A 13,119-nucleotide genomic window follows, 5' to 3' on the forward strand; every position below is an offset into this window, starting at 1 on the left:
CCTTGTGCATGATCCCGAGAGCTATCTTGCCCGCACCGTCTTGTTCAACGCGATCATGTATGTCGAAGGCGGGCTTGCCCGTCGCGACCGCGAACTTGGCGCATTGGGTGCCTCGATCGTCAATGGCTGCAAATTCTGCGCCGTTGTTCACGCCCGCCGCCATGCAGAGCTGACCAAGAGCGATGATGTGGTCACCGCGCTTTATCTCGACAAACCCGAGGCGCTCGGGCCGCGCGATGCGGCAATCTACAGCTTTGCCCGCCGTCTGTCGGCGGCGCCGTCGGAAGCAACGGTAGACGACATCGCCTCGCTGCGTGCCGTCGGCATGAATGATGCCGAGATCATCGACCTTGTCCACGCCATAGCGATCTTCGGCTGGGCAAACAGGCTGATGCACGTTCTCGGCCACGCGGAGAGCGGATGATGACGTCGCATACGGTCAAAGCAGTCCGTCCCCCACTCTGAAGGACCAACCAGAAATGCTTGAACTCAAAGATGTAAAGCTGTCTTACGGAAGCACGCAGGTCCTGAACGGCGTCAATCTCTCGGTAAAGCGGGGTGACGTGGTGTCGATCATCGGCCCCAGCGGCACCGGCAAGACCACGCTGCTGAAATGCATCAACTACCTGGCCAAGCCGTCGTCAGGAACCATCGCGTTCGACCAGATTCGGATGGACTACCAGCGCGCCGACAAGACCGCTGTCCAGGCGATCCGGCTTCGCACAGCGATGGTCTTTCAGCAGTTCAATGTGTTCAAGAACATGACCGTCCTCCAGAACGTGATGGATCCGCTGGTCGTCGTGCAGCGCAAGTCAACGGACGAGGCGCGTGAAATCGCGCTGCGAGAGCTTGACCGGGTCGGTCTCTCAGCGAAGCGGGACAGCTATCCGTCCCAGCTGTCGGGCGGCCAGCTCCAGCGCACCGGCATCGCGCGTGCGCTGGCGGTTCGTCCCGACGTGATGCTCTTCGATGAGCCTACGTCATCGCTGGATCCTGAACTCGTCGGTGAAGTTCTGAAGGTGATCAAGGATGTCACGTCGTCAGGGATCACTTCGCTGCTTGTGACCCACGAGATGCAATTCGCAAAGAACATCTCGAACCGGATCGTCTTCATGGATCGTGGCGTGGTTGCCGCCGATGGAAGTCCAGCTGAGATCTTCGATGCACCATCCAGCCCACGACTTGCTCAATTCCTGCAGTCAGAACTCGCTTTTCAATAGCTCAACAAGAAGGGAACCTAAGAAATGTCTGCAATCAAATCNGGCTGATATCTTCGACGCGCCTTCCAGCCCACGACTTGCTCAATTCCTGCAGTCAGAACTCGCTTTTCAATAGCTCAACAAGAAGGGAACCTAAGAAATGTCTGCAATCAAATCCAGTTTTTCGCGTCGTTATGCCCTGGCCGTCGCCGGCGGCATCGCAATTGCCCTTGCGACAGCAGGGGTCAGTTATGGTCAGACCGTTCGGACAATCAAGATCGCGACCTCTGCCGAATCCAAGCCATTGGCTTGGGGCGCGCTCGGCGTCGAGCCGCAAGGGTATGAACCCGATCTGCTGAGGGCGATCAACGCCAAGCTGCCGCAATACAAGTTCGAAATGGAAGGTGTCTCCGACATCGCGCAGGAAACCGGCTTGGCCACAGGCAAATACGACATCGCGGTCGGCGGTTACTACAAGTCACCCGAGCGCGCCAAGCAGTTCTTCATTCCTGAAAACCCCATGGGCGCCAGCCTAATGAAGATCTACAGCAAAAAGGGCAGCGGCATCAAGGAAATGAAAGATCTGGTCGGCAAGAGGATCGTTCCGACCACGGCTGGCGGCGGCACCTACAAGTTCATCATGAACTGGCAAAAAGAAAATCCGCAATACAAGCTTGACGTGACGGCGTCGAGCGCCGGAATCCCGTATCCGAACCGTTTGGATGAGGTTCAGAACGGCAAGTTCGACGCGCTGGTCCTGCCTTCAAATCTTGGTGAGCAGACCGTTATCGATGAAAAGAATCTCGACATCGTGGCGTCCGAACCAGTCTTCAGCAACAACACCTATATGCTTATTCACAGATCAGATGAAAACAAGGTTCTGGTCGATGACGTGAACAAAGTTCTCAAGGAGTTGAAAGACGACGGCACGATCGAAAAGCTATCGCAGAAGTGGTTTGGCGAAGGCATCGTCAAGTATATGAAATGATTTGATCTGAGTAGATATCGTCAGCAGCAAGGCTGAATTGCAAGAAGGAGTGTTTCAAAGTGGATGTTTCTGCTATGATTCCCGAGTTGCTCTCGGNAGCAAGGCTGAATTGCAAGAAGGAGTGTTTCAAAGTGGATGTTTCTGCTATGATTCCCGAGTTGCTCTCGGCATTGCCGCTGACGCTCGCTATCACGTTTACCGCCATGTTGGTCGGCTTTTGCTTGGCGCTCGTTGCAACAACATTGCGGATTCGCAGGATACCAGTGGTCAGCCACCTCACCGACCTCTACGTGTCCTATGCCCGCAGCGTTCCCGTCGTCCTCCAGTTGTTCGTCGCGTTCTACGGGCTCCCCCTATTGGTGGCGCTGTTCGGCTCCGCAGATTTCTTCTCGCCGACGATCGCTGCGATGGTCGGACTGAGCTTTTACCATGGCGGCTATCTGTCGGAAGTCCTGCGGCCCGCATACCTGGCCGTCGATCGCGGCCAGCATGATGCAGCCGACAGTCTCGGATATACCTTTCGCCAGAAGATCACCCGCATCGTCGGCCCGCAAGCGGTGCACTTCGCATTGCCCGGCTATGGAAACTCCATCATTTATCTTATCCACAACGTTGCGCTGGTCATGTACATCGGGGCGGCGGACGTGATGGCGACCGCGCATTTGATCATGGAGCGCGACTATAACCAGTACCAGTTCGAAACATACCTCGTCCTGGCGGTTATCTATGCGCTTATGTGCCTGATTGCCTGGTTCATCGTGCACTTGTTCGAGCTTCGCTCGCCGATGCAGGCGCCTGAGGCCACGACAACAGCTCAGATCAAGAACGCGGCCATCGCCAGCGTCTGACCTAAAGGGTATTAAACCATGTTCGATACCGAAATTTTGCTCCAGGACACCCAGGAAATTCTGGGCGCCGTACCTGTAACGCTTGGAATGGCGCTGACGATTTTCGTCTTGTCGACGCTAGTCGGCAGCATTTTTGCACTCGTCGAATATAGACGAGTCCCGGTGCTGCGAGAGCTCATCATGGCTTACAAGATCGTCTTCAAGGGCGTTCCGATGGTCATCGTGATTTTCCTCGCCTATTTCGGTCTGCCCCCGGCGTTCCAGTTCCTGCTCTCGTTGCTCGGGGTCAACTTCAACGCCCATGAAACACCCAACTCGGTTATCCTTATTATTGCGGTGACAGGCTGTATCGCTGCGTTCCAATCCGAGATTATCAAGGGAGCCTTGAACGCCTTCGACACCGGTCAGTCAGACGCCGCCCATTCGCTTGGCTATACGAACGGCCAATTGTTCCGACGGATTCTGTTTCCCCAGGTGGCTCTCACGGCAATTCCCGACCTGACAACCTCGATGATGGTCATCATGAAGGCGCTTTCTCTCGGATTCGCCATCGAGGTTGTCGATATCTTCGCCCAGTCCCAGCTGACCGCCGCGCTGAACTACTACTACCTCGAAGCCTTCGTGATTGCCGTCGTGATCTACATGGTGATTGCCTATATCGTCACCCAGATTGCCGACAGGCTGGNGAAGCCTTCGTGATTGCCGTCGTGATCTACATGGTGATTGCCTATATCGTCACCCAGATTGCCGACAGGCTGGAGCAAGCCCTTAGGGTACGGACCTGAGCGAAGCGTCGTCGGAACCCGCGCATCAAGGCGGAGGAACTCAAGGCTCTGTTGAGAGCCTGCAAACAGCCGACGTGCGGGGCCAGCTCGCAGCCAGATCTGTGGGCTTGTAATAGAGACCTTGGCGGGGCCTGCGGCCGAAGGCTTGCTCGACGGCCAGCGGCGCGTCCAATTGCGCGCCGGATTATCGCAGATTGGTCAGATCCACTGGACGATTGTTGATGATCGCTTCCATGGAGAAGAAGCCTGTCACCGTAGCCAGGTCGAAGTTCGTGATCAGTTTCTGGTAGAACGCATCGTAGCCGGACATGCCTTGTGTCACGACCTTGATCAGATAGTCCCAGTCCCCTCCGATCCGATAGAAATCGATCACCTCCGGCAACCGTTCAACATGGGCACGGAACGCCTCACTCCACTCCTTGGAATGGTGGCGAGTGCGGACCATTACGAAAACCGTCAGGTCGAGTCCCAGCGCTCGCAGATCGATATTGCTGTGCGACCCCCGGATAAGACCTAGCGACTGCAGGCGCTGGATCCGCCGCCAGCACGCGTTCTGAGACAGGCCGACCCTCTCCGCCAAATCTCGCTGCGAAAGGCTTGCATCGATCTGCATGGCCGTCAAAATCTTCATATCAAATGCATCGATTTTCGCCCGATCTTCGATCATCTGACACGCTCTTTGCAAGAAATTGCAGAAAATAGGTGAATTTTTTCGACCGTGGAGCAGGCTACAATCCGAGTCAATATCCGAGCCGGGGAGAATGACCGTGCAAGCAGCTCGCCCGACGACAGGGCAGACCGAGACCCCTCTGTCAAAGTTCCGCCAGCGGCTAAAGAAAAAGGCTGACGTGACCGCCGACCTCCGGGATGGGCTTGTGGGATCGACGGCGAAAATCGTGGGTCCATACGGGCAAAAGGACCTGGTGTACGCCGACTATGTCGCGTCAGGCCGCGCACTCCGTCAGATCGAGCGCTTTGTGCTTGAGGAGGTCCTGCCGTACTACGCCAACAGCCACACGGAAGCCTCGTATTGCGGAGGCTTCATGACCCGCATGCGTCGGGAAGCGCGCGCCCTGGTCGGTCAATTCTGCGGGGCCACCGAACGGCATGCTGTGATCTTCACCGGCTCCGGCGCTACGTCGGGGATCAACCGCCTCGTCAAGCTATTCGGCGTCGCCGAAGCCGTGGCAGCGGGCAAGCGCGCTCGGATCATTATCGGTCCCTATGAGCATCACTCCAACATTCTGCCCTGGCGCGAGAGCGGAGCAGAAATCGTGGAAATCGCCGAGGATCCGTCTGGCGGGCCGGACCTGTCTCAGCTCAAGGACGCGGTTGGCGAGGGGTCGTCAGATCTGACGATATGCTCGATGTCCGCGGCCTCGAACGTCACGGGCATCACCAGCGATGTTGCGGCCATCACCGTGATCGTGAAGGCCGCCGGCGCAAAGATGATCTGGGACTATGCGGGCGCAGGTCCTTACCTGCCGATTTCCATGTCGCCCGCCCCTGATGCCCAGATCGACGCGATAGTTGTTTCGCCTCACAAGTTCCTCGGGGGTCCCGGCGCCTCCGGCATTTTGATCGTTCGACGCGACGGACCTTCGACGAAAACGCCGTCGTGGCCAGGTGGCGGGACGGTGAAGTTTGTCTCCCCGAAGACACACGATTACAGCGACAGCCTGGAATCCCGCGAGGAAGCCGGCACGCCGAACGTGATCGGCGACATACGAGCCGCGCTGGCCTTCATCGTCAAAGATGCGATCGGACTCGACGCGATGACAGCGCGCAATCGCGAGCTGGCGCGTCGTGCATTTCGCGCATGGAAACCCCTGCCGCGGCTGGAGCTCCTCGGTCTATCGGATCCTGAGCGGCTTCCGATCTTTTCTTTCCGGGTCAAAAACGGAAAGGACGGCTACGTCCACCAGCAGTTGATCACGCGCATGCTAAGCGACCGGTTCGGGATCCAGGCGCGCGGTGGCTGCGCCTGCGCCGGCCCGTATGTTCACAGACTGCTGTCGATCGACGACGAACAGTCCGAGGAAATCAGGCAAGCCATTCTCTCCGGCGACGAAATGAAAAAGCCGGGATTCACCCGGTTGAATTTCAGCGTTCTGCTGCCGGACGAGAAGGTGCAGTTCATACTCGATGCCGTGGCGCAGATTGCGTCCGACGCAACGGACTTCGAGCGTGACTACGACCTCGACCCTGGCCGGGCGATCTTTTTCCCGCGAGCCGCAGTCGAGGGCATCGCCCATGCAGCAGCCTGAAGTCGTCGGCTTCTACGATGCACGGACGGGCAGCATCCAATATGTCGTTGCATGCCCGAGTTCGCGAAGATGCGCCATCGTCGACCCAGTGCTCGATTTCGACGAAAAGTCTGGCTCGACGGCAACGACAAATGCGACACGATCCTCGACTACATCAACAGCCACAATTTGAAGCTCGAGTGGATCCTGGACACCCATCCGCATGCCGATCACTTTTCGGCCGCGGGTTATCTCAAGGCAAAAACCGGCGTGCCGACAGCGATCGGCGGGCGCGTGAAGCAAGTGCAGCGGATCTGGCAACGGATCTATAACTTCTCGGATCTCCCGTGTGACGGCTCACAATGGGATCGGCTGTTTTGCGACGGCGAGACCTTCAACATCGGCGAGCTGGAAGCGCGCGTCACGCACTCGCCAGGACACACCTTGGCGTCGATAAGCTATGTCATCGGCGATGCAGCGTTCATTCACGACACACTTTTCATGCCCGATAGCGGCTCCGCCCGTGCAGATTTTCCAGGCGGCAGCGCAGCTGATCTGTGGCAGTCCATCCAGGACATTTTGAGCTTACCCGGCGAGACCCGTCTCTTTACCGGTCACGACTACAGGCCGGGAGGGCGCCAGGCTCTGTGGGAGAGTTCGGTGGCGGAGCAGAAAGAGAAAAACCAGCACGTCGCCGGTCAATCTCGGAGTGCGTTCATCAGGCTTCGAGAGGCGCGAGACAGGGCATTGCCGATGCCAAGGCTCATGTTGCATGCCCTCCAGGTCAATATTCGCGGAGGAGAGCTGCCTCAGGTCGAGGAAAATGGCCTGCGTTATCTGAAAATCCCGCTCAACGCGCTGCCGCATCGCCGGATTAGCGACGAATTGGATGGCTCTCTCCAGCAGTTCCTGCGCGCGATCGCTTCAGGATCACTGATCGGATGTACGCTCGGTCCGATTGGCTGAGGCGAGTCGATCCTCGCCACGCCCTATTGATGTACGTCCTCGGGATCAGCAATCCTCGGAAGTGATCGCGGTAAGCAATTGCAGTGGCGCGTCTGCAACACTATTATCGATCGGAGGGGATATCTCGGATGTGGGATAGGATCATAAAGCTTCGGATATCGAGCCACACCTGGGAGGTAATTCTTTTGGGGACGAAAAGCTTGAGGCGAAGCTCAAGTAGCCGATGTATGTACTGGTGATTTGGCGCGATTCCAGTCGACTAGAGCAATTTGATAGGTGCTCCAGACAGGCCGGAACTACCGAAGGCTGATCGCGGCTTTCATGTTCCTCGCGCGCAACTAAATAGCCGGATTTGGCGCTCCTAACTCGTTCCCATGGCCGGCACAGTTGACTGCGGGCGACCCGGGCAGCGATCATAGCGATCGCCCACCAAAATCACCGCTTGTTCTCCCTTAGCGCTCTTGGTGTTTCAACGCGATGCCCTCAAACATAGATGCGACCGGTCTTGCCGCATTAAGGCGCGGACGTCTAAGTTACACGACGCGAATGCCAGTCCTATCCTTTCCACATCGTCGAGCGGAGAAGAGCCACCTCAAAGCCCTTGGCCGCGCCGGAGCGCTTGATAATTTCGATGGTCCATGTGCCGAGATTGGCCAGAGCCTGCGACAGTTTTTCTCCGGCATAGGCGCCGTCGGCGAACAGATGGCGTAACCAGGGATAAAGCCGTCGAATGGAGGCGCTGACGCCGACTGCCCCATCCCTGTCCTGGATGTTAGCCGTGTGCACCGTCAGCCCGACCAAGTGTCCCTCGGTGTCGGTAATGATGTGGCGCTTGCGGCCTTTGAATCAGAGCGATGGCCCCGCCGAAGAGCGCTGGCAAGAATGACACCTGGATCAGGTCCACAATCGGGATCAGGACGACGCCGACTGCCAGCCAGACCAAGAGGTAGGGAAACATGAACAGCAAACTTGCGTGCTACCGCGGAGGCCCAATGGTCTGCTGCCAAACATGGGCCAACGGCGCCGCCAGCAGCGGGGCCATCATCCCCATCAGCATAGCGCACCACGATAACGCGACCAGCGTCAGGTCACCCCTGCAACCGCCGCTTCAGCCCTAGCCGTAAGCGCCTGCGCGAATGTTCCCCTTAAACAAAGATCAGGTGTTGTGGGAACCATCTTTGACCAGACCATAAAAGCCCAGCCCAGCAGCGTGACGGACAGCAAGGGCCGTGGCAGTCGACGAAGCAAAATCCAAATGGCACTAACGACCCGCATGTTATCGTCCTGACAGTAAATTCGTCGCTAGAAACAGAAGCTTTTTGGCACTGGGAATATCAGTTCATCGATGGCACTCACGGAGTTGCCGTGATCGGCAAACAAGGCCCGCGCGTTTCCTCGAATGGAAGGCATAAACCCCATCCGAGAATTGCCGGCGTTACAGAGAAATTTAGATGATCAACTATACTTAAAGTTAAGCTAGCTACAATAGAAATTTGAGCGGCCAGTATCCGGCACCTCCATTTCTCACTAGGAGGTTCCACCAATTGGAGCCGCATCTGCCATCGTCGGCCAAATGTTCCGACGGATTCTGTTTCCTCAGGTGGCTCTCACGCAATTCCCGACCTGACAACCTCGATGATGGTCATCATGAAGGCGCTTTCACTCGGATTTGCCATCGAGGTCGTCGATATATTCGCCCAGTCCCAGCTGACCGCCGCGCTGAACTTCTACTACCTCGAAGCCTTCGTAATTGCCGTCGTGATCTATATGGTTATTGCCTATATCGTCACACAGATTGCCGATCGGCTGGAGCAAGCCCTTAGGGTACGGACCTGAGCGAAGCGTCGTCAGGACCCGCGCAGCAAGGGCGCGGTGGCGGCGTCTTCCTCGCCTCCGATGCCTGAAGGTTTTATCAACGGCCGTACGCTCTACGTCTACGTCTACGGCGGCATCACCGCATCGCCGTGACATTGGACTCGCATGAGCGATGCGAAATGTAGCGTTTGGCCCCTATGTCGCCCGATTCCTGACAGCTCTTGCCATCCAAGAACTTTAGATGAAGCGGAAGATCGGCAACTGCTTTTCGTCCTGAACACTCTGGAGACGCCTGTTGCAGTGCCGGCGATACTGTCGGGAGCTGACTTGTAATCGGCGCGCCGGTGGAGGCCGCGATCAATCTCGATGCTCACGGGTGCGCCTTGGTTCGCCTTTACCCTATCCCGGCGCCGAGCCGAAATGTTGGATCATCAGTTCGGTGAGCACCCGGATTTTCCGCGCCGGGTGCTGTCCCGGCGGTCGGACGACATATATGCCGGCCTCAGGAAACCGATAGCGTGTCATCACCGGGACCAAGGCGCCGGAAGCCAAATGGTCCTCGGTCAGGAAATCCGGCAGCGCGGCGATCCCTAGGCCCGCCACTGCCGCGGCGACGAGCGCGACGCCGTTGTCCGCCTTGAACCGTCCCTGCGGGTGAGCGGTAACAGTCTTGTCTGCGTCGATAAGTTGCCAAGCTTCCGTACCCTGCAACACGGCTTGGTGCATCGGAAGGTCGTCAAGCGTCTCTGGAGCTCCATGCTCCTTGATGTAATCCGGACTCGCGACGAGCCTTCCATAGATCGGCCCTATGCGACGCGCGATCAGGTCGGAGTCGGGAAGGTAGCCGACACGTATGGCGCAGTCGAAACCCTCTCCGACAAGATCGACGAAGCGATCACTGTAAGACGCATGCACGCTCAGCAGCGGGTGGCGCTTCGCAAGTTCTGCAAACACCGGCGCCAGATGTGTTGTTCCGAAGGAGAGCGGCGCTGCGATCCGCAGGCGCCCGCGCAGCTCGCCAGCGGGCAGGATGGTCTCCCGCGCGACATCTATTTCGGCGCAGACCCGGGCCGCGTGGTCGCGGAACGTGACGCCGGCTTCGGTCAGCGCGGCGCCCCGGGTGGTCCGTGCGAGAAGCTGCACACCAAGTTCCGCTTCCAGCCGGAACAGTCGCCGGCTGACGATGGATTTGGAGACCCCGAGCCGGCGGGCGGCCGGCGAGACGCCGCCAGCATCGGCCACTTCGACAAATGTTTGCAGGTCCTCAAGGTCCAACATGAGCGTTCCACTTTTCGCGACACAGCTTGCCTTGATGTAACACTACCACATCGCCTTCGGGAACGATGTGTGTGGATTGGTGGAGGCCGATGGGCCTCTGACCACCCTTTTCAGACAGCGCAGGTATCACGAATGCAAAATCAAACCACGACACTTGCGGCTGCCGGCCGTGTGCTGATCGCCGTTCTGTTTCTTCTGAGCGGCCTCGGCAAGATCGCGGCCCCCGCGATGACACAAGGCTATATCGCCTCGGCGGGTCTTCCGGCACCGCTTCTCGGCTACCTGATCGCGATCATCGTCGAGGTCGGAGGCGGGGTGTTGCTCGTGATTGGATATCAGACACGGATCATCGCCCTGGTCCTGGCGGGCTTTAGCGTGGCGGCCGCGTTGGCGTTTCACCATGATCTCGCGGACCAGAACCAACTGATCCATTTCCTCAAGAACATCGCTATTGCCGGTGGTCTGCTTCAGGTCGCTGCCTTCGGCGCGGGCTCGTTAAGCCTGGATGCCCGCCGGACCCAGCCCGTGCATTGAAGCAAACCAGCCGATGATTTGGGACGACCGGGCATCAGCAAACCCGGTCGCGTGTCCTACTCACGCCCAGACAAAGGAAATCGTTATGAGTGAAGCCCACGGTGTCTGGACTGCGGAACAGGTCGCGCTCATCCTGATCGACTATCAGAAAGAGATGTTCGAGAAGGTGAAGTCCGAGACGACACCGGACGAGATCGATCTGAACGTCCGGTTTCTGATCAGGGCCTCCAAAGCTTTCAATATCCCTGTGGTGCTGAGCACGGTCGGCGTTGAGATGGGCGTGAACGGTCCGACCCGAGCTTCGATCAGGGACGAACTGTCCGACGTCGAAGTCATCGACCGAAGCTCGATGGATGCCTGGGAAGATGCCGCATTCCGGGCCGCTGTCGAAAAGACGGGCAGAAGAGGCTGATCTTCGGCGCGCTCTACACCGAGATCTGTCTGGCATTCCCGGTCATCGACGCAATGGACGATGGCTACGAAGCCATGTTCGTCGTCGACGCGGTTGGCGGCATGTCACAGCTCGCCCACCGCACCGCGATCGAACGCCTGACGGCAGCCGGTGCGGTCCCGAATACGTCTCTCGCGCTAGTCACCGAGCTGTTCCGCGATTGGAAGTCGGCGCTCGCCGACCCGGCCCGGGACGTCATCAAGTGGTACATGCCCGAGGCTCAGAAGCTCGCAAGGCCGCAGCGTTTTCCCTGACGAGATGCGCCATGACTGGCTGCTGATGGCGAGTTGCGGGCGCCACCGAGTGATCTCCTCGCAGGCAGCCTCGGCTCTCTGAATGACGCCCCCGGGGCTCGCTTCTCGATGCAGGCTCGACCTGGGGATCGGAAACTTGGCGGAAGGAGCCACGTGACAATGCGTGGCAAACTGACTCGGGATCCTGGCACAAACGATGCCAGTACATGCAGACCCTCTGAGTTTCACAAACGCGTCGTTCAGGGGCGTGAACCAGGTGACGTTCAGCTATCGGACGAATGCGGAGGCGGCGGCGGCGTTGCTGCCTCCCGACCTGGAAATCGAACAAGACACCAAAGTGTCGGTGATGTTCCTGTCCTACGGGTTCAGCAGCGTCGGTCCGTTCCGGGAATACATCCACATCATCCACGCGCGTTTCCGCGGCGAAAATGTCGGATTTGTCCGCACATCTTCATTTCCAACGAACGAGGAATGCTCGCCGGGCGGGAGAGAGAGGGGTATCCGAAGCTGCTGGGCGAGATCGATTTCGACATGAACCAGTCCAATGTGTACGGGCTGGTCACGGCCCGGTTGTCGCGACCGGCCGACGTTGTGCTGGCGCAAGGGATTTTCCGCCCCAGCCAATTGGTCGGCGAAATCAGTGCGGACAATCCGCAGGTCGTCAAGGCGTTCGGATTGCGGGTCATCGGCTCGGCGGTTCCCGGCGGTCCCCTGGCCGTGTGCGAATTCGTGCGGTCGGCACTGGAGTTTTACGCTGGGGAAATCTGGTCCGGGGACGGCTCGCTGATGTTTACCGGAGCTTCGGCGTTCTCTGCGGTGCATCAACTGCCGATCGCCGGAGCCGTAGAGGCTACCGCGTTTTACAATTCCGCGTTCCGGCTGCGCCGGCCCATCGAAACATATCCGTTCGACGCGTGATGCAGCGCCGAAGGCGAGGACCTGTTAAGCTCGCCCCGTCGACACCCGTTTGTAGGTCTTCAAGGTCCAACATTAGCGTTCCGCGTTTCGCGACACAGCTTGGCCAACAGCAGGGCTACCGCATCGCACGGTCGGAGCGATACCATCAACATTAAGCGCCTCGCTTCCACCGGAGGAGCAGCAATGACGGAGACGAGAAGCGACGTCCTTGCGCTTAGCGCGCGTGGAGCATTGAGCGCCGCTCTGCCGTTTGATGCGGCATTCGGTCAAACTCAAGAGCTGCCAAATCAGAGAACAAATGTGGGGAGCAATCCGATGCCTGGTAGATTCGTTATCGCGAATGAAGCCCAGCTCAAGGTCGATGACTTTGGATCGTCCCGGCGGCTCAGCGATCCGCCCAGTACGGGCGCCAAGCAACTCACGGTGATCGAGGTCAATTTCGATCCGGGCAAAGGACACAGTTTCCACAAGCATCCCGACCAAGAAGAGGTGGTGCTTGTCCTTGCCGGGCAGGTCGAGCAGTGGATCGATCGTGAGAAGCGCATCCTCGGTCCCGGCGATTCCGCCTTCATCCCGGCAGATGTCGTGCACGCCTCGTTCAATACCGGCGACCAGCCCGCGAAGATCGCCGCAATCCTCGGACCCTCCGTCAGACCGACAGGGTACGAGGTGGTCGATGTCTCCAGCGATGCACCGTGGAATACGCTGCGGAAGTAAAAAGCCGCGGACGAAACGACGGATCATGCGATCCGGTTCTGGCCTTCTTGGCTTCAGTGCAGTCGATGCCGTTGGGAGACATACGAGGCGCCGCACGCGGGTGATCATGGCCGTGGGCGG

Annotated in this window: 10 protein-coding genes and 5 pseudogenes; 12 read left to right on the forward strand and 3 right to left on the reverse strand. The window is 58.4% G+C overall.

Annotated features, from left to right (window positions below; all coding sequences use genetic code 11):
* The 5 genes from X760_RS66375 to X760_RS66395 all read left to right on the forward strand — a co-directional run.
* On the forward strand, positions 1 to 424 hold a 424-nt coding region (locus tag X760_RS66375), incomplete at its 5' end, for a peroxidase-related enzyme (protein ID WP_023721558.1).
* Positions 425 to 479: 55 nt separating this feature from the next.
* Positions 480 to 1,220 carry an amino acid ABC transporter ATP-binding protein gene (locus X760_RS66380; RefSeq protein WP_023721559.1) on the forward strand — a complete coding sequence of 247 codons (741 nt, stop codon included), beginning with the start codon at positions 480 to 482 and terminating at the stop codon, positions 1,218 to 1,220.
* Between the two features lie 139 nt (positions 1,221 to 1,359).
* Complete coding sequence (locus X760_RS66385; protein WP_023721560.1) at positions 1,360 to 2,187, forward strand: transporter substrate-binding domain-containing protein; 828 nt, start codon at positions 1,360 to 1,362, stop codon at positions 2,185 to 2,187.
* A 131-nt stretch (positions 2,188 to 2,318) separates the two neighbouring features.
* Positions 2,319 to 3,035 carry an amino acid ABC transporter permease gene (locus X760_RS66390; protein ID WP_031194726.1) on the forward strand — a complete coding sequence of 239 codons (717 nt, stop codon included), beginning with the start codon at positions 2,319 to 2,321 and terminating at the stop codon, positions 3,033 to 3,035.
* An 18-nt stretch (positions 3,036 to 3,053) separates the two neighbouring features.
* A complete protein-coding gene (locus tag X760_RS66395) occupies positions 3,054 to 3,734 on the forward strand; it encodes an ABC transporter permease subunit (protein ID WP_023721562.1) in 681 nt (226 codons plus the stop codon).
* 270 nt (positions 3,735 to 4,004) lie between these two features.
* On the opposite strand, the gene X760_RS66400 is transcribed toward X760_RS66395, so the two are convergent.
* On the reverse strand, positions 4,005 to 4,487 hold the full coding sequence (locus tag X760_RS66400; RefSeq protein ID WP_023721564.1) for an Lrp/AsnC family transcriptional regulator: 483 nt from the start codon (positions 4,485 to 4,487) through the stop codon (positions 4,005 to 4,007).
* Positions 4,488 to 4,581: 94 nt separating this feature from the next.
* On the opposite strand from X760_RS66400, the gene X760_RS66405 reads away from it, so the two are divergent.
* Both X760_RS66405 and X760_RS66410 read left to right on the forward strand, forming a co-directional pair.
* Entirely contained in the window at positions 4,582 to 6,087 is a 1,506-nt protein-coding gene (locus X760_RS66405; protein ID WP_023721565.1) for an aminotransferase class V-fold PLP-dependent enzyme, read from the forward strand.
* Positions 6,074 to 6,930, forward strand: a pseudogene (locus X760_RS66410) (MBL fold metallo-hydrolase); the annotation flags it as partial. The gene X760_RS66405 and the pseudogene X760_RS66410, both read left to right, overlap by 14 nt.
* Positions 6,931 to 7,620: 690 nt before the next feature.
* On the opposite strand, the pseudogene X760_RS66415 reads toward X760_RS66410, so the two are convergent.
* Positions 7,621 to 7,875: pseudogene (locus X760_RS66415) on the reverse strand (IS5/IS1182 family transposase); the annotation flags it as partial.
* 727 nt (positions 7,876 to 8,602) lie between these two features.
* Between X760_RS66415 and X760_RS66420 the strand changes: the two are divergent.
* A pseudogene (locus tag X760_RS66420) lies at positions 8,603 to 8,868 on the forward strand (amino acid ABC transporter permease); the annotation flags it as partial.
* 378 nt (positions 8,869 to 9,246) lie between these two features.
* Here the strand turns inward: X760_RS66420 and X760_RS66425 are convergent.
* A complete protein-coding gene (locus tag X760_RS66425; RefSeq protein ID WP_031194727.1) occupies positions 9,247 to 10,122 on the reverse strand; it encodes a LysR family transcriptional regulator in 876 nt (291 codons plus the stop codon).
* Positions 10,123 to 10,257: 135 nt separating this feature from the next.
* Between X760_RS66425 and X760_RS66430 the strand changes: the two genes are divergently transcribed.
* The 4 genes and pseudogenes from X760_RS66430 to X760_RS0139230 all read left to right on the forward strand — a co-directional run bounded on the left by X760_RS66430 (position 10,258) and on the right by X760_RS0139230 (position 12,999).
* Positions 10,258 to 10,659, forward strand: coding sequence for a DoxX family protein (locus tag X760_RS66430; RefSeq protein WP_023721570.1), 402 nt, complete (start codon positions 10,258 to 10,260; stop codon positions 10,657 to 10,659).
* 154 nt (positions 10,660 to 10,813) lie between these two features.
* A pseudogene (locus X760_RS78200) lies at positions 10,814 to 11,364 on the forward strand (isochorismatase family protein).
* 196 nt (positions 11,365 to 11,560) lie between these two features.
* A pseudogene (locus X760_RS78205) lies at positions 11,561 to 12,282 on the forward strand (acetoacetate decarboxylase family protein).
* 183 nt (positions 12,283 to 12,465) lie between these two features.
* On the forward strand, positions 12,466 to 12,999 hold the full coding sequence (locus tag X760_RS0139230) for a cupin domain-containing protein (RefSeq protein WP_084642941.1): 534 nt from the start codon (positions 12,466 to 12,468) through the stop codon (positions 12,997 to 12,999).
* Positions 13,000 to 13,119 lie beyond the last annotated feature (120 nt).

Origin of the sequence: Mesorhizobium sp. LSHC420B00 (genome assembly GCF_000503055.1) — a bacterium.
GTDB lineage: Bacteria > Pseudomonadota > Alphaproteobacteria > Rhizobiales > Rhizobiaceae > Mesorhizobium.